Below are 19,395 nucleotides of genomic sequence, written 5' to 3'. Positions count from 1 at the left end.
CGGCGCGCCGATGGCCGGGGCGGAGTTCGTGCCGCTGGCCGAGGCGCTGGCGGCCGAGCGCACGGTCGTCACGCACGACCCCGGGGCATCTCGGGCAGCGTGCTGGCCGACCCGGCTTGTCGTCACGCGCCGGTCAGGCCTGCCCCACCGGCGCCGCAGGTGCGGGCCGTCACACTCCCGCGCGGATCGGCACCACGTTGCCGGTCGAGCCGTGCCGCGGCAGGGCGAACCAGGTGGCCTTGCCGACCAGGTCGGGGACGGTGACGTAGCGCTGCGGGTGGCAGCCGTAGAAGCCGTCGGAGAGCCTGGCGACGATGCGCAGGCCCCGCCCGTGCTCGGCGGCCAGGTCGTCGGGCGCGGTGGCGGGCAGGACCGGGCTGCTGTCCACGACCACCCACATGATCTCTCTGGCGTCCACCTGGAGCACGAGTTCGTACGGGCCGTCACCGTACATGAAGGCATTGGTGATCAGTTCGCTCACCATGAGAACGGCGTCGTCCACGAGTTCGGAGGAAAGGGAGAGTTGTGACAATTCCCTGCGTACGATGACACGGGCCCGACCCACTGTCCGTACGTCCTCGTACAGCGGCCAGGCGTACTGCATCCGGCTCCGGCGAGTCGACGGCAGCCTGGTCATGGCATCTTTCTCCTGGGCCGAGGGGCAGCGAATGCGCGTTTCACTTAACAAGAGGACCTGCCTATGTGTTGACGTACAACGCTGTCGAAACGTGTACGTATGAGATGGCCCCTTCGGGTCAAAGCTTCGCCAATAATTTCCGGTTATTTCCGGCATGCGCATGCGCCCGTCCCGACCCAGGCCGGGTGACCCCGCGAGCTCAGGGGCGGCCGATGCCGGCGCCGATCTCCTCGATGACCTCGTCCACGCGCCTGGCCAGCTCCACGTCCAGCGCCGTCACCGCCCCCACCGACACCGTGCGCACCAGGACGACGAGCCCGTCGGCGCTGTCGTGGAGCTGCGGCTGCCGGCCGTAGGTGATCTTGAGCCGGTCGAGCGCCCGCCGCACCGCGCGCAGGTTCTCGACCGGCAGCGAGATGACCCGGCTCAGCCCGCACCGGTCGCCGCTCCACCGCGGCAGCGTGCTCAGCGCCGCGTCGACCTCGGCCTCCGTCAGCGGGGCGCTGTGCCCCTTCGGCCCGGTGACGCCGCCACCGCTCTCCGGCGGCTCGAACAGGCCGCGCACCTGCTCGGGGATGTGCAGCCGGGCCACCAGCTCGGGCTCCTGCTCGGCCACGGCGGCGAGCACGGCCTGCGCCCTGAGCCTGGCCTGCTCGGGCGGACGGCGGCCGAGCAGCGCGGCCTGGCGGACGAAGCCCTCCTCGGTGCCGTCGTTGCCGGGGCGGTCCATCGGGAAGTCGTCGGTCAGCTCGGGCGGCAGCGCGTCGATGAGCAGGCGGCGGTCGTCCTCGTCGAGCGTGCGGGCCAGCGTGGTGAGCGTGGCCTCGGCGGCCGCCCTGGCGGGCCCGGCCTCCAGACCGGTCATGCGGCCGATGGCGTGGAGCAGCTCCCGGTATTCCATGATGGACCCCCGATTCGGCGTTCAGGCTCCTCGTTCCCAGGTCAGCGGCCTCGACACCTCCAGCAGGGACCACACGGCGGCCGGGGTCAGCGGCACGCTCGTGACGGCGTGCGCGATCTCCGGGACGGCGTCGGCGACCGCGTTGGCGATGGCGGCGGGCGGGCCGATGGTGCCGGCCTCCCCGACGCCCTTCATGCCGCCGGGCGTCAGCGGCGAGGGCGTCTGCGTCATCACGACCTCGATGTCCGGCACCTCGCGCGTGGTCGGCAGCAGGTAGTCGGAGATCGGCTGGCCGTCGTCGGTGTAGACGATCTCCTCGGTCAGCGCCTCCCCGATGCCCTGGGCCACGCCGCCCCTGATCTGCCCCTCCACCACGGCCGGGTTGACCAGCACCCCCGAGTCGTTGACCACCCAGTAGCCCTCCAGCTCGACCGCCCCGGTCTCGGTGTCCACGGCCACGGCCGCCGCGTGCGCCCCGTACGCGAAGGCGTAGCCGGCCGGGTCGTAGCTGTCGCGCTCCTCCAGGCCGGGCGCCACGCCGTCCGGCAGGTCCCAGCCGCGCCACGCCGAGGTGGCCAGCTCCGCCAGTGGCAGCGACGCGTGCGGGTCGCCCTTCACCCGTACCGCGCCCTCGGCCAGCTCCAGGTCCTCCACCGCGGCCTCCAGCCGGTGCGCGGCGATGGCCAGGAGCTTGCCGCGCAGCCGGGCGGCGGCCCGCGTGAGCGCCCCGCCGCCGACCGTCAGCGAGCGGCTCGCGATCGACCCGATCGACGAGTACGGCGTCGCCGCCGTGTCCCCCAGCACCACCCGCACCCGCTCGATGGGCACCCCCACCTTGTCGGCGGCGAGCTGGGCCAGCGCCGTCTCGATGCCCTGCCCCATCGCGGCCACCCCCGAGCTGACCACCACGGACGCGTCCTGCTCCATGCGCAGCACCACCGTCTCGTAGCCGCCCGCCAGCGCGCCCATGGCCTTGAGGTCCATCGAAGGGCCCATGCCGGTGCTCTCGACGTGGCAGGAGTAGCCCACGCCGCGCCGGCGTCCGTCGTCCTTGGCGACCGGGCGCACGAGGTCGCGCAGCGTGCGCAGGGCGCGCGGGTAGTCGCCCGAGTCGTACCTCTGGCCCGCGCGCGTGGTGCACGGCAGCTCGTCCGGCCCCAGCATGTTGGCCAGCCGCAGCTCGACGCGGTCGATCCCGAGCCTGCGCGCGGCCTCGTCGATCAGCCGCTCCCTGGTCAGGGCGGCCTCGGGCTGGCCGAAGCCGCGGTAGGAGCCGGTCGGGGTGGTCGTGGTGACGACGCCGCGCACGCGCACGGCGAACCGGTCGAACCGGTACGGCCCCGGCAGCAGCGTGGCCGTGACCGCGAACGTGGACCCTCCGGTGTTGGACGGATGGGCGCCGAGGTCGCCGAGCACGTCCACGTCCATGGCCAGGAAGCGCCCGTCGCCGTCGAGCGCCAGCCGCGCCCGGTGCACGGCCTGCCGCGCGGGCAGCGTGGCCGACAGCCGGTCGCCCGGCGACTCCGACCAGCTCACCGGCCGGCCGGCGCGCATCGCGGCCAGGCAGATCAGCGCCTCGTCGGGGTAGACGTGCTCCTTGCCGCCGAACCCGCCGCCGGTGTCGCGGCCGATGACGCGGACGCGGTCGTGGGAGAGCCCGAACGCCTCCGCCAGGTGCTCGCGCACGTGGTGCGGCGCCTGGGTGGAGATGTGCACGGTCAGCTCGTCGTCGGCGTAGCGGGCGGCCACGCCGCGCGGCTCCAGCGGGTACGGCGAGACCCGGCCCGTCCGGAACGTCATCTCGACCACGTGCTCGGCCCCGTCGATCACGGCCGCGCAGTCGGCGTCGCCCATCGCGAAGTCGAAGATCACGTTGCTGCCCAGCTCGGGGTAGAGCAGCGGCGCGCCGTCCGCGAGCGCCCGTTCGGCCCCGACCGCCGCGGGCCGCTCGTCCAGGTCCAGGTCGAGGACGTCGGCCGCGTCCCTGGCGGCCTCGGGCGTACGGGCGACGACGACGGCGAGCGGCTGGCCGGCGTACCTGACGGTGTCGTCCAGCGCCCGGTAGGAGGTGATCTGCTGGCCGGGCAGCACGTTCACGCAGGGCAGGCGGAGGTCGGCGGCCTCGGCCGGGGTGATCACGTCGACGACGCCCTCGACGGCCCAGGCCGCCTTGGCGTCGCAGCCGCGCAGCCGGCCGTGCGCGACGGGGCTGCGCACCACGTACGCGTGGAGCGTGCCCGGCAGGCGGATGCCGTCGACGTACCTGCCCTTGCCCGTCAGCAACCGGGCGTCTTCCCTGCGCGGCGTCCGTGCGCCGACATAAGGCTCTCCCATGGCCTGATTGTGAGCGCCGTCCGGCGGGCGGTCTATACGATCCGGCGAGGGGGCGCACGTCAGCGGGGGGACCGATGCAAACATTCCTGCCATATCCCGACTTCGCGGCGACCGCGGCGGTCCTCGACCCGCTGCGGCTGGGCAAGCAGCGCGTCGAGACCCTGCAGATCCTGCGCGCCCTCACCGTCCCCGGGTACGGCTGGCGTCACCACCCCGTGGTGAAGATGTGGGCCGGGTACGAGGAGGCGCTCGTCCGCTACGGCCTGGAGGTGTGCGGCCACTGGTGCTCCATGGGCCGATCCGACACCTGCGCCAGCACGATGACGACCGAGCTGGCCCGGCTCCGCGGCACCCCCGTCGTACGCACCCAGCCCGGCCTGGACGCGGCCGGCGAGCTGCCGCCCTGGCTCGGCGACGAGGCCCTGCACCGCAGCCACCGCTCGGCGCTGCTGCGCAAGGACCCCAGCTTCTACCGGCCCGTCTTCGGCGACGAGGAGCCGGACGACCTGGACTACGTCTGGCCCCGCTCCGACCGCCTGCCCGCCTGACCGGACCCTCCCCGCGGCACTCGCGCCCTGATCACACCACCTCGAAGGCCGCCTGGCTGATCACACCACCTCGAAAGGCCGCCCGGCTGATCACACCACCTCGAAGGCGGCCATCATCGCCATGTCCTCGTGCTCCAGGTTGTGACAGTGCAGGACATAACGGCCCCTGTAGTCGGTGAAGCGGGTGACGATCTCGACGGTCTGGGCGTCGCGCAGCTCGACGGTGTCCTTCCACTCCGGCGGCCCCTGCGGGCGCTCCCCGTTGACCGACACCACCTGGAACTGGTCGAGGTGCACGTGCACCGGGTGCGCGACGTCGCTGGTCAGCCGCCAGACCTCGATGTCCCCCAGCTTGGGCCTGGCCTCCATCCGCCGGGCGTCGAACGGCCTGCCGTTGATCAGCCAGCCGGTCCCCCCGTGCATGCTGCCGCTGCTGAACTCGAAGTCCCGCGTCACGGTCGCCCTGGCCGGGTCGAGCGCCTCCACGGTGGACAGCTTCGCCAGCACCGCCGATTCGTCGCCCTCGTCGCGCTCCACCGCGAAGCGCATCACCCGGGCCTGCGGGCCCTCCCCAGCCAGGTTCCGCAGCTCGACGTGCTGCCCCACCCGGTACGCCGAGAAGTCCACCACCACGTCGGCCCGCTCCCCCGGCGCCAGCCTGATCCGCCGCACCGTGCGCGGCGCGGCCAGCAGCCCGCCGTCGCTGCCGATCTGGACCATCGGCCCGCCGGTGGCCAGCTCGTACGCCCGCGCGTTCGAGCCGTTGCACAACCGCAGCCGGTAGCGGGCCCTGGCCACCCCCAGCTCCGGCCACGGCGCCCCGTTGACCAGGATCACGTCGCCGAGCACGCCCCCCATGTACGCCTCGCGCACCCCCGGCCTGCCCTCCAGCGCCGGGTACAGCATCGTGCCGTCCGCCGCGAACGACCGGTCGCAGATCAGCAGCGGCAGGTCCCGCTCCCCCGAGGGCAGCGGCAGCGCCTCCTCCTCCGCGTCGCCGACCAGGAACATCCCGGCCAGGCCGCGCCAGACCTGCGGCCCCGTGTAGTCCATGCGGTGGTCGTGGTACCAGAGCGTGGCGGCCCGCTGCTCCAGCGGGAACACGTACTCACGGGAGGCCCCCGGCGCCACCAGGTCGGTGGGGTAGCCGTCGGACTCGGGCGGCGTGTGCCCTCCGTGCAGGTGCAGCACGGTCGGCTCGCCGAGCTGGTTGATCAGCTTGACGACCGTGCGCCGGCCGCTGCGGGCCTTGATCGTGGGGCCGGGGAAGGTGCCGTCGTACCCCCAGATGGTCGTGCGCAGCCCCGGCAGCAGCTCGGCCTGCGCGGCGCGCTCGGTCAGCTCGTAGTAGTCCACGCCCGCCTCGCTGCGCACCGGCCTGGCCACCTGGGGGATCGGCAGCGGCACCGCGTACGGCTTGGGCAGGGCCGCCGTGCCGGCCAGGAGCTGGGGCTGCGGAGTGCCCGCGAGCAGCGAGCAGCCCTGCGCCCCCGCCACGCCCCCCGCCGCCACGGCCCCGAGCCCGAGCAGCCGCAGCGCCTCGCGCCGGGTCGGCGCGGCCGGGCCGCGGCGGGCCGGCGCGATCCCGGCCGGCCGCCGCGGTGCGAACCCGTGGCTCATTTCGCTCCCGGCCGGGCCATCACCCGGATGAGCTGGGCGACCCCGCCGCCGAACAGCAGCACCCCGAGCGGCAGGTGCACGGTCTTGACGTGCATCTCGCCGAGCACGGCCGCCACGATCGTGAACACCAGCAGCAGCGCGGCCGGCGCGATGAAGGCGGCCGGGCCGCGGCCGGGCCGCCAGACCAGGATCGCCGCCGCCAGGTGGAGCAGCCCGATGACGGCCAGGGCCATGCCGGAGGCCGCGTGCAGCCCCCGGCCGCCGGGCGAGGACAGCAGCATGCCCGCCGTCACCGCCTGGAACAGCAGCGCCGCCACGTGCAGGACGGCCACCGCCCGCAGCACCTGCATGGGCCAGGCCGCCTGTGACGGCCGGGCGGCGATGGTGTGTTGCGCGCTCATGAAGGGTCTCCCAACAGTGCTCCGTTGCTTGCCACGCCGCCTACCGCTCCGCACATTCCGGTGCTTTTCTCGGCTTTTCACGGCGTTGCCGCCATCGTGTCCGGGCAGGCGCCGCCGGACATCCCGCACCGGGCGACTTCCGCCACTACGCCCGGGGCAGTAGGAGCGGGCCGGGTGACCACTCCCGTAGTAGTAGTGGCTCCGCCCCACGGCCGACGACTCCCGGCGCGGCAGGCCCTAATGTGCAGGCATGGGCTTTCTGCGCGGATGGCACCCGCTCGCCGTGGACGCCGGCGTCGCCGCCCTGGTGGCCGCCATGCTCTCGGTCGCCGTGGTCACCGAGCCGGCCATGTCAGTCCTCGACCTGGCCGCGGTCCTGACCAGCTCGCTCGCGCTGGTCGCCTGGCGCCGGGCGCCCCTGGTGCCGCTGCTGATCGCCACGCCGTGCATGCTCGTGTACGCCGCGCACGCCGAGCCCGGCCCGCCCGCCGCCTTCCCCGTGCTGATGGCGGTGTACAGCTCGGTCAGGGCCGGTCACCGGCTGCCGCCCGCGCTGGCCGGGGGCGTGTTCCTGCTGGCCGGCCTGGCGGTGGGCCTGGCCGGCGCGCCCGAGGGCGACCGGCAGGAGCTCTTCCAGGACACGACGCTGCTGCTGGGCTGGTTCGTGGCGGCCGGGGTGGCGGGCACGGTGACCCGGCACCGCCAGGCGTACCTGGAGCAGGTCGAGCGGCGCGCCGCCGAGGCCGAGCGGACCCGCGAGGAGGTGGCCCGCCGCCGCGCGGGCGAGGAGCGGCTGCGCATCGCCAGGGAGCTGCACGACTCGCTCACCCACAGCATCTCGGTCATCAAGGTGCAGGCGGGGGTGGCGGTCCACCTGGCGCGCAAGCGCGGCGACGAGGTGCCCGCGGCGCTGCTGGCCATCCAGGAGGCCAGCGGCGACGCCATGCGCGAGCTGCGCGCCACCCTGGAGGTGCTGCGCGACACCGACGACGGCCCGGACCGGCCTGACACGGACCGGCCTGACACGGACCGCCCGGGCGCCGGCGGCCAGGGCTCGGACGGCCCTGCTGCCAACGGCCCTGCGGCGGACGGCCCTGGTGCGGACGGTCCTGGTGCGGACGGCCCTGAAGCGGGGGCGGCCGGGAGGAGCGGGCTCGATCGGCTCGGGGACCTGGTGGCGAGGGCCCGGTCGGCCGGGCTGTGCGCCACGGTGACCGTCTCGGGCCGGCGCAGGACGCTGCCCGAGGAGGTGGACCGGGCCGCGTACCGGATCATTCAGGAGGCGCTCACCAACGTCTCCAGGCACGCGGGCGGGGCCGCCGCCCGGGTGCGCGTCGACTACGGAGGCGAGGAGCTGGTCGTGCAGGTGGACGACGACGGCGAGGCGGCCTGGGACGCGCCGCCCGTGCCCGGCGTGGGCCTGACCGGCATGCGCGAGCGCGTCACGGCCCTGGGCGGCCGGCTGCGCGCCGAGCCCCGCGCCGAGGGCGGCTTCACCGTACGCGCGGAGCTCCCCCTCGCCCCGGCCCTCGCCGGGCGGGCGGAACCCGGCGGCCGGGGGGCGCGGTCGTGATCCGGGTGCTGCTGGTGGACGACCAGGCGCTCATCCGCGGCGGCTTCCGCGCGCTGCTGGAGGCCGAGGACGACATCGAGGTGGTGGCCGAGGCCGCCGACGGCGAGCAGGCCGTCGCGCTCGCCCTCGAACACCTGCCCGACGTGGCGCTCGTCGACGTGCAGATGCCCGTGATGGACGGCATCGAGGCCACCCGCCGCATCGCCGCCGACGAGCGGCTGAGCGGCGTGCACGTGGTGATCCTGACCAACTACGGCCTCGACGAGTACGTCTTCGACGCCCTGCGCGCGGGCGCCGGCGGCTTCCTGGTCAAGGACACCGAGCCCGCGGACCTGCTGCAGGGCATCAGGGTCGCGGCGCGCGGCGACGCGCTGCTGTCGCCCTCGATCACCCGCCGCCTGATCGGCGAGTTCGTCGCGCGCCGCCCGGAGCCGGAGCCGCAGGGGCTGGACGTGCTCACCAACCGGGAGCGCGAGGTGACGGCCCTGGTGGCGCGGGGCATGTCCAACGACGAGATCGCCGCGCACATGGTGATCAGCCCGACCACCGCCAAGACCCACGTCAGCAGGGCGATGACCAAGCTGCGCGCCCGCGACCGCGCGCAGCTCGTGGTCTTCGCCTACGAGTCGGGCCTGGTCACCCCAAGAGCGGGCCGCTGATCCCCCTTGCCCGGTCACGCCCAGTCCCTCTGGTCGCGCACGGCCGGGCCGCTGATCGCCCTGGCCGTGCCGCCACGGACGGGGCGGCGGTCCCCCTTCGACGGGCCCGTGGTGAAATGGCCTCGGGAGGCGACGTGAGCATCATTTCGCGCGGTTTTCGGGGCAAACGCAGAGACGCGGGAGACCGGCTGCCGCCGGGACAATACCTGGTCGAGGACTTTCCGGTGCTGTCGGCGGGCCCGACGCCGCGGGTCCCGCTCGACCGGTGGGAGTTCGCCATCGACACCGAGGCGGAGCAGACCCACCGCTGGTCGTGGGAGGAGTTCATGGCGCTGCCCGCCGAGACGCCCACGGTCGACATCCACTGCGTCACCAAGTGGTCCAAGCTGGACACCACCTGGGAGGGCGTCTCGCTCGACGTGCTCTTCGAGGACGTCGAGACGGCCGCCGAGTACGCGCTGGTCTACTCCTACGGCGGCTACACCACCAACCTGCCGCTGGAGGACCTCCTCGACGGCAAGGCGTGGATCGTGCACCGCTTCGACGGCGAGGAGCTGGAGCCCCGGCACGGCGGCCCGGCCCGGCTGATCGTGCCGCACCTGTACTTCTGGAAGTCGGCCAAGTGGGTCCGCGGCATCCGGCTGCTGAACGACGACTGGCCCGGCTTCTGGGAGACCGCCGGGTACCACAACTACGGCGACCCGTGGCGCGAGCAGCGTTACGAGGGCGACTAGGCATGGTGACGACGCTGGACGAAGGGACGCCCGGGTGCGCCGTCTGACCTGGCGGCCGGCCGAGCTGGTGCACAGCTCCGCCGAGACCGCCACCGCGCGCACGCTGCGCTTCCGGGTGCCCGGCTGGCCGGGACACCTGGCGGGCCAGCACGTGGACGTGCGGCTGACGGCCGAGGACGGCTACACGGCGCAGCGCAGCTACTCGGTGGCCGGGCCGGCCGACGGCGACCTGATCGAGCTGACCGTGGAGACGGTGCCCGACGGCGAGGTGTCGCCGTACCTGACGGAGGACATGCGGGTCGGCGACCAGGTCGAGATCCGCGGCCCGGTGGGCGGCTGGTTCGTCTGGCGGCCGGCCGACCAGAGCCCGGTGCTGCTGGTCGGCGGCGGGTCGGGGATCGTGCCGCTGATGGCCATGATCCGGGCCCGCAGGCAGGCGGGCAGCCGCGCGCCCTTCCGCCTGCTGTACTCCCTGCGCGACCCCGCCCGCCGCTACTACGCCGGCGAGCTGCGCCGCCCCGACCCGGGGCTGGACGTCACCTACCTCTACACCAGGTCCGCGCCGGAGGGCGCAGCCCGGCCCGCGCGCCGGATCGGCCTGGACGACCTGGCCGAGGGGGGCTGGCCGGCCTCGTTCGAGCCCGAGTGCTACGTGTGCGGGCCGACCGGCTTCGTGGAGGCGGCGGCCGACCTGCTGCTCGCGCTCGGGCACGCGCCCGAGCGCATCAGAACCGAACGTTTCGGCCCGACCGGAGGCTGACATGACCGAACATCTCGACGGCAACGCGCTGGCGGGCCCGCTGGGCGAGCTCTTCACCGTGGACATGACCTCCGCGACCGGCCGCTGCGCGAGCTGCGGCCTGACCGGCCCCGTCGCCTCGCTGCGCGTCTATGGTCCCGACCCCGGCCTGGTGGCCCGCTGCCCCGGCTGCGAGGAGGTCGTGCTCCGCCTGGTGCGCGGCCCCGGCTCGGCCTGGCTCGACCTGCGCGGCATGGTGTCCCTGCGCCTGAACGTCCCCGACTGACAGCGCGCCCGGCACGGACGAGCGGCCGGAACCGTGCGGACCGGGACCCGTGAACGGTCCGGATCGGCCGGTGAGGACGCGGGATCGGGCCCGACTGAGTACACTCGGGCACGATCAACGGCCGAGATCTGTACGGCGAGGCTCTTGGCCATGGGCGGCCGCCCGCGGCCCCCGTCCTTGTTGGAGTCACGTGAGCAGCGGGCTAGTCGACGCGCCGCCCTCCGGGCCGGACGCGCCACCGCGGCGGCGCCGCCGCTGGCTACGCTGGGTGCTGGCGGTCACGGTGACCGTCGTCCTCCTGGTCGCTGGCGTGGCGGTGGCCGTCTACGCGCGCCTGACCGGCAACATCACCTACGAGGACCTCGCGCCCGACGACCTCGGCACCACCCGCCCGCCCAAGGTCGCGGGCACCGCGATGAACATCCTGGTGGTCGGCTCCGACCAGCGCGACGGCAAGAACGCCCGATACGGCAGGGTCGCGGGCGAGCGCACCGACACGATCATGCTGGCCCACGTGTCGTCGAAGCGCGACAACGCGATGGTCATCAGCTTCCCGCGCGACTCGCTCGTGCAGCTGCCCGCGTGCCGCGCCACCCGGGGGCTGCCGGGCCAGCAGGCGCACCTCGGCATGATCAACGAGTCGTTCAACTCCGGCGGCATCGGCTGCACCTGGAAGACGATCGAGTCGCTCACCGGCATCCACATCGACCACTTCGTGAAGGTGGACTTCACCGGCTTCAAGGGCATCGTCGACGCCGTCGGCGGCGTCGAGGTCTGCCTGCCCGAGCCGGTCGACGACAAGAAGGCGCTGCTGCGCCTGCCCGCCGGCCGGCAGACGCTCAGCGGCGAGCAGGCGCTCGGCTACGTGCGCGCCCGCTACTCGCTCGGCGACGGCTCCGACATCGGGCGCATCCAGCGGCAGCAGATGTTCATCGCCTCGATGGCCAAGAAGGCGATGAGCGGCGAGACGCTCACCGACCCCGCCAAGCTGATGTCCCTCCTCGACGCGGCCACCAAGTCGATCACCACCGACCGCGGCCTGACCACGGGCGTGATGACGGACCTCGCGGTCAGCCTCCAGGGGCTCGACATCGGCAGGCTCCGCTTCATCACCACCCCGTGGCACTACTCGCTCACCCAGCCGGGCCGGGTGGAGTGGGTGCAGCCGCAGGCCAGGAAGCTGTTCCAGATCGTGGCCAGGGACCAGAGCGTCGAGGGCATCAAGGGCGGCCAGGCCAAGGTGAGCCGCTCCAAGATCCAGATCGAGCTGCGCAACGGCACCTGGCGCAGCGGCCTGGCCACCGAGGTGGCGGCCTTCCTGGAGCAGCGCGGCTACCACATCGCCAAGATCGGCGACACCCGGAGCAAGCCGCACGCGAAGACCACGGTCGTCTACGGACCCAACGGCGAGACCCGCGTGCCCACGCTCACCGGCGACCTGCGGCGCCCGGCCACCCGGGCGATGCCGGGCGCGCGCACCAACCGGCTGATCCTGGTGATCGGCGACGACTGGAAGGGGCTCAAGCCCCTGCGCACGGACGACACCGAGGCGATCAAGGGCTTCGACGCCACCCACGACTCCTGCGCCACCTGACCGGTCACAGGGCCTCCGACAGCCCGCCCCCGTCGATGGCGGTGAACCCGGCGTCCTCGATGAGCGGCACCACGGCCTTCTTGGCCTCGTCGTCGTCGCCCCAGTAGGGCATGTCGGCCCGCGGGCCGCCGCGCTGGCCGGCGATGCCCAGCTCCAGCAGCTCGTTGGGGTACTTCGTGTTGAACGTGCGCACCAGGCGGACCCCCTCGCCCAGCACGTGCTGCTGGTACTGCGGGCTGGTCAGCCCGTCCGGGACGGCCACCACCACGGCCGCGCCGTCGCGCTCGGTGATCGGGTTGCTCGGATCGACCACGATCCGGCCCGCGAGCGTGCGGCCCAGCTCGGCCACCACCACGGGGAACGCCTCCCACCCGACCGCCATCACGACGACCTCGCCGAACCGCGCGGCCTCGATCGGCTCGCCGTCCCTGGCCTGCCCTTCGGCCGCGCCGGCGGCCGCCGCGGCGCGGGTGGGGTCGGCGTCACTGAAGAACACGTCGTGGCCCGCCACCGCGAGCAGGCGGCCGAGCGGCGAGCCCAGCCTTCCGGAACCCACGATTCCTACGCGCATGTCGGGAAAACCTGCCCAACGCCGCCGATGACATTCCTTCCCCAACCACACCTTTGCCCCGGGATGGCCCCTCCGATGGCCGGAGGTGCTCAACCACCCGCCGCCTTCCCCACGCCCGGACAGCTCGGTCCTGAGCGCTTTCCGGAGGGGCACCAGGGCAGAGCCCGGATGCCGTCAGGCGGCGGGCGGCGCCTCTGCGTGGCAGCGCGACCGGCGCTCCTGGAGATGCGCGTCATCATCCGCGAGGTGCTGCGCCGCGTGGAGCTCACGGCGCCCGATCAGGCGCCCGAGACCCCGCGGCCGGCGAACGTCACCCTCGCCCCCGCGAAGCCGACCCGCGTCATCGCCCGCGCTCGGACTCCTGCTCCGACGGCGTGGGCGGGTAGAGCTCCTCACGTCGCGTGTCCGCACCCAGCTCTTCCCGGAGCCGGTCGTAGTCGATGTTGTGGTTGGCGTACTTCAGCTGGCGCGCGACCTTCGTCTGCTTCGCCTTGGCTCTTCCTCGGCCCATGGCAACTCCCTAAGTCCCCGCAGTCATGCTATCCGACAACCTAGCGACTTGAAGAATTATGCAACTTCACTGGATTACCCTGACACTATGCACGTGGAGGTCTATCAGGCCAAGGCCGACTTCTTCCGAACGCTCGGCCACCCCGCTCGCATCCGAGTGTTGGAGCTACTCCAGGAAGGGCCGCTTCCCGTCAGGGATCTTCTGGCCCAGATCGACATCGAGGCTTCGAGCCTGTCCCAGCAGCTCGCCGTCCTGCGCAGGGCGGGCATCGTCAGCGCCATCCGCGAGGGCAGCACCGTGGTCTACACGCTGGCCACGCCCGAGCTGGCCGACCTGCTGGGCGCCGCCCGGCGCATCCTCACCGACATGCTGGCCGACCAGGGAGAGCTGCTCGCCGAGCTGCGAGCCGAAGTGACATAACCGCCGGATCCACCGGAAGAAGTGACACAGCCGCCGGATCACCTGGCCGGCGCCCGCCGCACGCGCCGGGGATACCAGGCGGTGAAGAGGGCGGGCAGGGCGTACGAGAGCGCCTTGATGACGATCACGGCCGTGGTCGCGTGCGGCGCGGCCGCGGGCAGGAGGGACAGCGAGATGGCGGCGGCGGTGAAGGCCGCCGCCCAGGCCGTCGTGATGACCACGTTGACGCGGCGGGACGGCGGGCCCTCCCAGACCTGCGGGGGCGCCATCGTGCGCGCGATCCCCAGCGTGACCGGCCTGCCGATACCCAGCACGGCGAATGGGCCGAAAGGCAGATCCGTTAGGCTCTCGGCCATGGTCTCCGAGCTGTTCGATCCCAAGGCCTGGCAGCCGGTCGAGGGATTCGACTTCACCGACATCACCTACCACCGCGCGGTCGACCAGGGCACCGTGCGTGTCGCCTTCAACCGTCCCGAGGTCCGCAACGCCTTCCGGCCGCAGACGGTGGACGAGCTCTACCGCGCGCTCGACCACGCCCGGCAGACCACCGACGTCGGCTGCGTGCTGCTGACCGGCAACGGCCCCTCGCCCAAGGACGGCGGCTGGGCCTTCTGCTCCGGCGGCGACCAGCGCATCAGGGGCAAGGACGGCTACCAGTACGCCGACGGCACCCCCTCCACCGGCCGCCTGCACATCCTGGAGGTGCAGCGCCTGATCCGCTTCATGCCCAAGGTCGTGATCTGCGTGGTGCCCGGCTGGGCCGCGGGCGGCGGGCACAGCCTGCACGTCGTGGCCGACCTGACGATCGCCAGCGCCGAGCACGCCCGCTTCAAGCAGACCGACGCCGACGTGGCCAGCTTCGACGGCGGGTTCGGGTCGGCGTACCTGGCGCGGCAGGTCGGGCAGAAGTTCGCCCGCGAGATCTTCTTCCTCGGCGACACCTACACGGCGGCCGACGCCCACCGCATGGGCATGGTCAACGCCGTGGTCCCGCACGAGGAGCTGGAGAAGACGGCGCTGGAGTGGGCGGGCAAGGTCAACGGCAAGTCGCCGACCGCGCAGCGCATGCTCAAGTTCGCCTTCAACGCGGTCGACGACGGGCTGGTCGGGCAGCAGGTGTTCGCGGGTGAGGCGACGCGGCTGGCGTACATGACGGAGGAGGCCGCCGAGGGGCGCGACTCGTTCCTGGAGAAGCGCGAGCCGGACTGGTCGCCCTTCCCCTGGCACTACTAGCAGTCACTCCGCGCAGGCCCGGCCGGTCAGGCGCAGGCCCGGCCGATCGGACCGGCGACCGCGTCGTGGCGCAGGTAGCGCTCGATGTCGTGCGGCTCGTCGCGGTTCTCCACCTCGACCTGGCTCAGCGGCGTGCCCCAGGCGCCGTCCAGCGGGTGGCCGAGCGCGACGATGTCGTTGACGTCATAGGCGGTCAGCCACGGCATGCCCGGATGCCTGGTGCCCTTGGCCAGCAGGTTGCGCTGGATCGTGGGCATCCCGAGCGGCGAGCCGGCCGTCACCCAGAACGTGACGCGCCGGCGCAGGGGCTCGTCCACGAGCAGGTCCCTGGCCACCACCGTGCCCAGGCTGTGCGAGACCAGCACGATGGGCCCGGTGGCGGGCAGGAAGCGGCGCACCTCGTCGAGCACCGGCTGCCTGCCCCGGCTGAGGTAGACGGCGACGTCCTGGAGGAAGATCTTGATGATCTCCTTGTCCACGCTGGTGTTCCGGGAGAGCCAGGTGAGCAGGCGGCGGGCCATCGTCCACGACAGCACGTCGGTCAGGCCCATCATCTCCTGCGGCACGCCCGCGCCGGCGGCCAGGTCGGCGAGCAGGCGGCGTTCGAGCTCGCCGACGTCCTCGGGCATGAAGGGGTGGAAGGGCATCTCCTCTTCCTCGCCGCCCGGGGGCAGGTCCAGGATGTCGACCCGCCTGGCGGTCTGGGCGGTGACGCGGTGCAGCACGTTGCCGTAGTAAGGGAGCACCGCCGGGACGCTCAGCGTGGCGGCGCCCAGGCCCGCCGCGAGCGCGGCGCGCCACTTCTCCAGCATCGCCTTCGGGTCCTTGCCCTCCTGCCCCCGCCCGTGGAGGAACACGATCGTCGTCATGGCCGGCCAGCCCTCCCATTCCCATCGGGGTGCCAGGGTAGGCACGGCGGGGCGCGCGGCGCCCCAGGGTCCGTATAAGGGGAAGCCCTGGATCCGCGACCCTTGGCAGACTGGGGCCATGAGGATCACGGTTCCCGAGGCGCTGGCCGCGTCCCATCTGCGACACGAGGAGGACGCCGGGCCGGCCTGGACCGCGGCGCTGCCCGCGCTGGCCGGGCGCTTCCTCGACGAGTGGGACCTGCGGCCGGACGGCGAGCCCCGCCACGGGATCGTCGCCCTCGTGCTGCCCGTCGTGCGCGCCGACGGCACCAGGGCCGCGCTGAAGCTCCAGCCCGTGACGGAGGAGACGGCCGGCGAGGCCGTGGCCCTGCGGGCGTGGGCGGGCGACGGCTCGGTGCTTCTGCTCGAATCCGACCCGCATACCGGCACGATGCTGCTCGAACGGCTCGACGGCGGCCGGTCGCTGTCGGCCGAGCCCGACGTCATGCGCGCCCTGGAGATTCTCACCGGCCTGCTGCGCCGCCTGGTGCGCCGTCCCGCGCCGGAGGGGACGCGCGGGCTGGACGAGGTCGCGCGGCGCATGCTGGACCGCGTGGACCCGGCGCTGGCGCGCCTGCCCCGCGAGCGGGACCGCCACTGGGTGCGCCACTGCGCCGGCGCCGTCGCCGAACTGGCCGCCGAGCCCGCGCCACCCGGCGGCGACCGGCTGCTGCACTGGGACCTGCACTACGACAACGTGCTGGCCGCCGAGCGGGAGCCGTGGCTGGCCATCGACCCCAAGCCGCTGGCCGGCGATCCGGGGTTCGAGCTGCTGCCCGCGTTGTGGAACCGGTGGGACGAGGTGGTCGCCACCGGTGACGTCGCGCGGGCGGTGCTGCGGCGCTTCGACCTCATGGTGGACGGGCTCGGCCTCGACCGGCGGCGGGCGGCCGGCTGGACGCTCGGCCGGGTGCTGCAGAACTGCCTGTGGGAGGCGGAGGGCGGCGAGGACGAGCTGAGCGAGGTCATGCTCGCCGTCGCCGAAGCCCTCTGGGTCAGATGGTGAGGACCACCTTGCCGCGGCCGTGGCCGGTCTCGACCTCGCGGTGCGCGTCCGCGGCCTCCTCCAGCCGGTACGCCCGGCGCACCGTCCAGGTGAAGTCGCCCGCGGCGTACAGGGCGGCGTAGCGCGCGAGCCGCTCGGCGGAGCGCTCCCCCTGCACCACGCGCACGCCGAGCCCGGCCGCCTTGGCGTGCTCGACCAGCGTGACGATGCGCTCCCGCTCCTTGACCAGCTCGATCGAGACCTCCAGCGCGTGCCCGCCGGCCCCGTCGAGCGCCGCGTGCACCCCGCCGGGCGCGAGCGCGCGCACCCGGTCGGCCAGCCCCTCGCCGTACTCGACGGGGATGGCGCCCAGCTCGCGCAGGTAGTCGTGGTTGGCGGCGCGGGCGGTGCCGATCACGGTAGCCCCGCGCCGCCGGGCGATCTGCACGGCCGCCGTGCCGACCGAGCCGGCCGCGGCGTGCACGAGCAGCGTCTCGCCCCCGGCCAGGCCCATCCCGTCGATCGCCAGCTCCGCCGTCTGCACCCCCGCGGTCAGCCCGCCGGCCACCTCCCACGGCACCCCGGCCGGCTTGGCCGTCACGTTGGCGGCGGGCACCACGACGTACTCGGCGTAGCTGAACAGCGCCGTGAAGCCGAGCACCTCCGTCCCCGGCGCGATCCCGGTCACGTCGGCGCCCACCTGGTCGACCACGCCGGCGAACTCGTTGCCGGGAATGCGCGGGTAGGGGATCTCCTCCAGGTACTGCGGCAGCCAGCCGCTCCTGATGGCGGTGTCGAAGGGCTGCACGCCGGCCGCGCGCACCCGCACCCGCACCTGGCCGGGGCCCGCCTGGGGCGCGGGCAGCTCCATCAGCTTCAGCACGTCGGGACCGCCCGGCTCGGCGAACGCCGCCGCTCTCATCACTTCGCTCATGGGGAAGAGCGTTCCACCTCAACCATGGTTGAGGTCAATTCGCAGACCGATCCGGGGAACGTTTCTGCCCGGCGGTCATGCGGCTGAGCCCGCGCGCAGCTCCAGGCGGGAGCCGGTGAAGGCGGCGCGCATGCGGCGGTCGTGCGTGACGATCACCAGCGCGCCCTCGTAGCGGGCCAGCGCCTCTTCGAGCTGCTCGACGAGCAGCGGCGACAGGTGGTTCGTCGGCTCGTCGAGCAGCATCAGGTCCACGGGCTCGCTGACCAGGCGGGCCAGCTCGATCCTGCGGCGCTGCCCGTACGACAGCTCGCCCAGGCGCAACCGCAGGTCCGAGGGCCGGAACAGCCCCAAAGCCAGCAGCGCGTCCGCGTGCTCGTCGAGCGAGCCGGGGCGTCCGTGCGCGTAGGCCCGCAACACGGTGCGCTCCGGCGGGCCGGCCGCCTCGTCCTGCCGGAGGTGGCCGATCCGGCCCGCCCGCCGCACGGTGCCCGCGTCCGGCCGCAGCTCCCCGGCCAGGACGCGCATGAGCGTGGTCTTGCCGGCCCCGTTCGGACCGGTCACGAGCAGCCGCTCACCGGCCCGCACGGTCAGCCCGTCCAGGCACAACCGCCCGTCCACCCGCACCCCGTCGAGCACGGCCACCTCGCCCGCCCGGCCGGGCGTGGCGGGCTCGTCAGGGGCGGGGGCGGTCGTGATGGAGGCGGTGAAGCGCAGCGGGTCGGGCGGCGGGGACACCGGGTCGCCGGCGAGCCGGCGCATCCGCTGCTGGGACTGCCGGACGCGGCCGGCGGCCCCGTGCGTGCGTGCCCGCGCCCGCCACGTGCCCGTGCCCATCCCCGCCTTGGCCATCTTGCGCGGCACCGCGGCCAGCCGGGCGGCGTTGGCGGAGACCAGCGCGCCGTGCCGGGCCAGCTCCCGCTTCCACTCCTCGTACGCCCGCAGCCGCGCCGCCCGCTCGGCGGCCTTGGCCCGGAGGTAGCCGGAGTATCCGTCGCCGTAGCGCCGCACCCGCCCCTCGTCCACCTCCAGGACGGTGGCGGTCACCCGCTCCAGGAACACCCGGTCGTGGGTGATCGCCACCACGGTGCCCCGGTGGGCGCGGAGGCGCTGTTCGAGCCAGGCCACGGCCTGGTCGTCCAGGTCGTTGGTCGGCTCGTCGAGCAGGAGCAGCTCGGGCTCGGCCGCCAGGGTGGCGGCCAGCGCGAGCCGGGAGCGCTCGCCGCCGGACAGCGTGCCGACCGGCCGGGCCCGGTCGAGCCCGGCCAGCCCGAGCCCGTGCAGCGCGGCGTCCACCCGGGCGTCGGCCTCGTAGCCGCCCCGGGCCTCGAACTCCGCCACCAGCCGGGCGTAGCCGTCCAGTCCGGCCGTGCCGGCCGCGCCGAGCGCCTGCTCGGCCGCGCGCATCCGGGCCTCCAGATCGCGCAGGTCGGCCAGCGCCAGGTCGATCACGTCGGCCACCGTCGCGTGCGGCGGCAGCTCCAGCGACTGCGGAAGGTGACCGACGCCGCCGGGTGCGACGACGGTCAGCTCACCGTTGTCCGGCCGCTCCTCGCCCGCCATGAGCTTGAGCAGCGTGGACTTGCCGGAGCCGTTGTCCCCGATCACGCCGACGCGCTCGCCGGGCGCGATCGTGAAGGACACGCGGTCCAGGACGACGCGGGTGTCGTAACGCTTGGTGATCTCGTGGAAAGTCAGTTGGGCAGCAGAAGTACGCATAAAGGGCCCACCCCCTCTGATCGGTTCGGAGAATGACCGAGGTGAGGCGGCACCGGCGGAGCCACTGGCTCAACGCGGGAGCGCCTCGGGG

Annotated in this window: 21 protein-coding genes and 1 pseudogene; 11 read left to right on the top strand and 11 right to left on the bottom strand. The window is 73.7% G+C overall.

Annotation, left to right across the window (positions count from 1 at the left end; all coding sequences use genetic code 11):
* Nucleotides 1–169: 169 nt before the first annotated feature.
* From IO39_RS52175 to IO39_RS02445, 3 genes are all read right to left on the bottom strand, one after another.
* Complete coding sequence (locus tag IO39_RS52175) at nucleotides 170–604, bottom strand: ATP-binding protein (RefSeq protein ID WP_245641788.1); 435 nt, start codon at nucleotides 602–604, stop codon at nucleotides 170–172.
* 232 nt (nucleotides 605–836) lie between these two features.
* Nucleotides 837–1,538: a DUF2267 domain-containing protein gene (locus tag IO39_RS02450; protein WP_052422355.1), complete on the bottom strand. Its 702-nt coding sequence runs from the start codon at nucleotides 1,536–1,538 to the stop codon at nucleotides 837–839.
* 21 nt (nucleotides 1,539–1,559) lie between these two features.
* Nucleotides 1,560–3,872 (bottom strand): xanthine dehydrogenase family protein molybdopterin-binding subunit, encoded by a 2,313-nt coding sequence (locus IO39_RS02445; protein ID WP_043615168.1) that lies wholly within the window; start codon nucleotides 3,870–3,872, stop codon nucleotides 1,560–1,562.
* Between the two features lie 74 nt (nucleotides 3,873–3,946).
* Here IO39_RS02445 and IO39_RS02440 point away from each other — a divergent pair, with 74 nt between their 5' ends.
* On the top strand, nucleotides 3,947–4,420 hold the full coding sequence (locus IO39_RS02440) for an MSMEG_6728 family protein (RefSeq protein ID WP_043615165.1): 474 nt from the start codon (nucleotides 3,947–3,949) through the stop codon (nucleotides 4,418–4,420).
* Nucleotides 4,421–4,510: 90 nt separating this feature from the next.
* Here IO39_RS02440 and IO39_RS02435 read toward each other — a convergent pair whose 3' ends face one another.
* Both IO39_RS02435 and IO39_RS02430 read right to left on the bottom strand, forming a co-directional pair.
* Nucleotides 4,511–6,040 (bottom strand): multicopper oxidase family protein, encoded by a 1,530-nt coding sequence (locus IO39_RS02435; protein WP_052422354.1) that lies wholly within the window; start codon nucleotides 6,038–6,040, stop codon nucleotides 4,511–4,513.
* Nucleotides 6,037–6,441, bottom strand: coding sequence for a hypothetical protein (locus IO39_RS02430; RefSeq protein WP_052422353.1), 405 nt, complete (start codon nucleotides 6,439–6,441; stop codon nucleotides 6,037–6,039). Before IO39_RS02430 ends, IO39_RS02435 begins: the two co-directional genes overlap by 4 nt.
* Nucleotides 6,442–6,691: 250 nt before the next feature.
* Between IO39_RS02430 and IO39_RS57365 the strand changes: the two genes are divergently transcribed.
* The 6 genes from IO39_RS57365 to IO39_RS02400 all read left to right on the top strand — a co-directional run bounded on the left by IO39_RS57365 (nucleotide 6,692) and on the right by IO39_RS02400 (nucleotide 12,026).
* Nucleotides 6,692–8,014: a sensor histidine kinase gene (locus tag IO39_RS57365; RefSeq protein WP_052422352.1), complete on the top strand. Its 1,323-nt coding sequence runs from the start codon at nucleotides 6,692–6,694 to the stop codon at nucleotides 8,012–8,014.
* Nucleotides 8,011–8,673 carry a response regulator gene (locus tag IO39_RS02420; RefSeq protein WP_043615162.1) on the top strand — a complete coding sequence of 221 codons (663 nt, stop codon included), beginning with the start codon at nucleotides 8,011–8,013 and terminating at the stop codon, nucleotides 8,671–8,673. The genes IO39_RS57365 and IO39_RS02420 overlap by 4 nt, the downstream gene beginning before the upstream one ends.
* Nucleotides 8,674–8,807: 134 nt before the next feature.
* Complete coding sequence (locus IO39_RS02415) at nucleotides 8,808–9,407, top strand: sulfite oxidase-like oxidoreductase (protein WP_043615734.1); 600 nt, start codon at nucleotides 8,808–8,810, stop codon at nucleotides 9,405–9,407.
* Between the two features lie 34 nt (nucleotides 9,408–9,441).
* Entirely contained in the window at nucleotides 9,442–10,167 is a 726-nt protein-coding gene (locus IO39_RS02410; RefSeq protein WP_043615158.1) for a ferredoxin reductase, read from the top strand.
* A 1-nt stretch (nucleotide 10,168) separates the two neighbouring features.
* Nucleotides 10,169–10,432 (top strand): DUF6510 family protein, encoded by a 264-nt coding sequence (locus tag IO39_RS02405; RefSeq protein ID WP_043615154.1) that lies wholly within the window; start codon nucleotides 10,169–10,171, stop codon nucleotides 10,430–10,432.
* A gap of 190 nt (nucleotides 10,433–10,622) precedes the next feature.
* Nucleotides 10,623–12,026, top strand: a complete 1,404-nt coding sequence (locus IO39_RS02400) for an LCP family protein (protein WP_043615151.1) — start codon at nucleotides 10,623–10,625, stop codon at nucleotides 12,024–12,026.
* Between the two features lie 4 nt (nucleotides 12,027–12,030).
* On the opposite strand, the gene IO39_RS02395 is transcribed toward IO39_RS02400, so the two are convergent.
* Nucleotides 12,031–12,597, bottom strand: coding sequence for an NADPH-dependent F420 reductase (locus tag IO39_RS02395; protein WP_052422351.1), 567 nt, complete (start codon nucleotides 12,595–12,597; stop codon nucleotides 12,031–12,033).
* Between the two features lie 27 nt (nucleotides 12,598–12,624).
* On the opposite strand from IO39_RS02395, the pseudogene IO39_RS59585 reads away from it, so the two are divergent.
* Nucleotides 12,625–12,924, top strand: a pseudogene (locus tag IO39_RS59585) (cytochrome P450); the annotation flags it as partial.
* A gap of 13 nt (nucleotides 12,925–12,937) precedes the next feature.
* On the opposite strand, the gene IO39_RS52165 reads toward IO39_RS59585, so the two are convergent.
* Entirely contained in the window at nucleotides 12,938–13,108 is a 171-nt protein-coding gene (locus tag IO39_RS52165) for a DUF3073 domain-containing protein (RefSeq protein ID WP_084772122.1), read from the bottom strand.
* 87 nt (nucleotides 13,109–13,195) lie between these two features.
* On the opposite strand from IO39_RS52165, the gene IO39_RS02390 reads away from it, so the two are divergent.
* A complete protein-coding gene (locus IO39_RS02390; RefSeq protein ID WP_043615149.1) occupies nucleotides 13,196–13,528 on the top strand; it encodes an ArsR/SmtB family transcription factor in 333 nt (110 codons plus the stop codon).
* Nucleotides 13,529–13,566: 38 nt separating this feature from the next.
* Here the strand turns inward: IO39_RS02390 and IO39_RS02385 are convergent, their stop codons facing one another.
* Nucleotides 13,567–13,842, bottom strand: coding sequence for a hypothetical protein (locus tag IO39_RS02385; RefSeq protein WP_052422350.1), 276 nt, complete (start codon nucleotides 13,840–13,842; stop codon nucleotides 13,567–13,569).
* A gap of 40 nt (nucleotides 13,843–13,882) precedes the next feature.
* Between IO39_RS02385 and IO39_RS02380 the strand changes: the two genes are divergently transcribed.
* On the top strand, nucleotides 13,883–14,761 hold the full coding sequence (locus tag IO39_RS02380) for a 1,4-dihydroxy-2-naphthoyl-CoA synthase (RefSeq protein ID WP_043615146.1): 879 nt from the start codon (nucleotides 13,883–13,885) through the stop codon (nucleotides 14,759–14,761).
* A 26-nt stretch (nucleotides 14,762–14,787) separates the two neighbouring features.
* On the opposite strand, the gene IO39_RS02375 is transcribed toward IO39_RS02380, so the two are convergent.
* On the bottom strand, nucleotides 14,788–15,630 hold the full coding sequence (locus IO39_RS02375) for a lipase family protein (protein WP_043615143.1): 843 nt from the start codon (nucleotides 15,628–15,630) through the stop codon (nucleotides 14,788–14,790).
* A 118-nt stretch (nucleotides 15,631–15,748) separates the two neighbouring features.
* On the opposite strand from IO39_RS02375, the gene IO39_RS02370 reads away from it, so the two are divergent.
* A complete protein-coding gene (locus tag IO39_RS02370) occupies nucleotides 15,749–16,675 on the top strand; it encodes an aminoglycoside phosphotransferase family protein (protein ID WP_043615140.1) in 927 nt (308 codons plus the stop codon).
* On the opposite strand, the gene IO39_RS02365 is transcribed toward IO39_RS02370, so the two are convergent.
* Nucleotides 16,665–17,588, bottom strand: a complete 924-nt coding sequence (locus IO39_RS02365; protein ID WP_245641774.1) for an NADP-dependent oxidoreductase — start codon at nucleotides 17,586–17,588, stop codon at nucleotides 16,665–16,667. The genes IO39_RS02370 and IO39_RS02365 overlap by 11 nt on opposite strands.
* A gap of 75 nt (nucleotides 17,589–17,663) precedes the next feature.
* Nucleotides 17,664–19,304, bottom strand: a complete 1,641-nt coding sequence (locus tag IO39_RS02360) for a TlrC/CarA/OleB/SrmB family ABC-F type ribosomal protection protein (protein WP_043615135.1) — start codon at nucleotides 19,302–19,304, stop codon at nucleotides 17,664–17,666.
* Nucleotides 19,305–19,395: the final 91 nt, after the last annotated feature.

It is taken from the genome of Nonomuraea candida, from assembly GCF_000725485.1.
Taxonomy (GTDB): Bacteria; Actinomycetota; Actinomycetes; order Streptosporangiales; family Streptosporangiaceae; genus Nonomuraea; species Nonomuraea candida.
The sequence above is the reverse complement of the archived record's forward strand: the minus strand, read 5'-3'. Positions and strand labels throughout refer to the sequence as shown.

What these genes read in the sequence shown, in the direction of transcription:
- IO39_RS02435 (WP_052422354.1), bottom strand. Translation starts at nt 6,040, where the DNA reads ATGAGCCACGGGTTCGCACCGCGGCGGCCGGCCGGGATCGCGCCGGCC.
- IO39_RS02440 (WP_043615165.1), top strand. Translation starts at nt 3,947, where the DNA reads ATGCAAACATTCCTGCCATATCCCGACTTCGCGGCGACCGCGGCGGTC.
- IO39_RS02405 (WP_043615154.1), top strand. Translation starts at nt 10,169, where the DNA reads ATGACCGAACATCTCGACGGCAACGCGCTGGCGGGCCCGCTGGGCGAG.
- IO39_RS02360 (WP_043615135.1), bottom strand. Translation starts at nt 19,304, where the DNA reads ATGCGTACTTCTGCTGCCCAACTGACTTTCCACGAGATCACCAAGCGT.
- IO39_RS02450 (WP_052422355.1), bottom strand. Translation starts at nt 1,538, where the DNA reads ATGGAATACCGGGAGCTGCTCCACGCCATCGGCCGCATGACCGGTCTG.
- IO39_RS52165 (WP_084772122.1), bottom strand. Translation starts at nt 13,108, where the DNA reads ATGGGCCGAGGAAGAGCCAAGGCGAAGCAGACGAAGGTCGCGCGCCAG.
- IO39_RS52175 (WP_245641788.1), bottom strand. Translation starts at nt 604, where the DNA reads ATGCAGTACGCCTGGCCGCTGTACGAGGACGTACGGACAGTGGGTCGG.
- IO39_RS02445 (WP_043615168.1), bottom strand. Translation starts at nt 3,872, where the DNA reads ATGGGAGAGCCTTATGTCGGCGCACGGACGCCGCGCAGGGAAGACGCC.
- IO39_RS02380 (WP_043615146.1), top strand. Translation starts at nt 13,883, where the DNA reads ATGGTCTCCGAGCTGTTCGATCCCAAGGCCTGGCAGCCGGTCGAGGGA.
- IO39_RS02370 (WP_043615140.1), top strand. Translation starts at nt 15,749, where the DNA reads ATGAGGATCACGGTTCCCGAGGCGCTGGCCGCGTCCCATCTGCGACAC.
- IO39_RS02430 (WP_052422353.1), bottom strand. Translation starts at nt 6,441, where the DNA reads ATGAGCGCGCAACACACCATCGCCGCCCGGCCGTCACAGGCGGCCTGG.
- IO39_RS02365 (WP_245641774.1), bottom strand. Translation starts at nt 17,588, where the DNA reads ATGAGCGAAGTGATGAGAGCGGCGGCGTTCGCCGAGCCGGGCGGTCCC.
- IO39_RS02395 (WP_052422351.1), bottom strand. Translation starts at nt 12,597, where the DNA reads ATGCGCGTAGGAATCGTGGGTTCCGGAAGGCTGGGCTCGCCGCTCGGC.
- IO39_RS02375 (WP_043615143.1), bottom strand. Translation starts at nt 15,630, where the DNA reads ATGACGACGATCGTGTTCCTCCACGGGCGGGGGCAGGAGGGCAAGGAC.
- IO39_RS57365 (WP_052422352.1), top strand. Translation starts at nt 6,692, where the DNA reads ATGGGCTTTCTGCGCGGATGGCACCCGCTCGCCGTGGACGCCGGCGTC.
- IO39_RS02390 (WP_043615149.1), top strand. Translation starts at nt 13,196, where the DNA reads ATGCACGTGGAGGTCTATCAGGCCAAGGCCGACTTCTTCCGAACGCTC.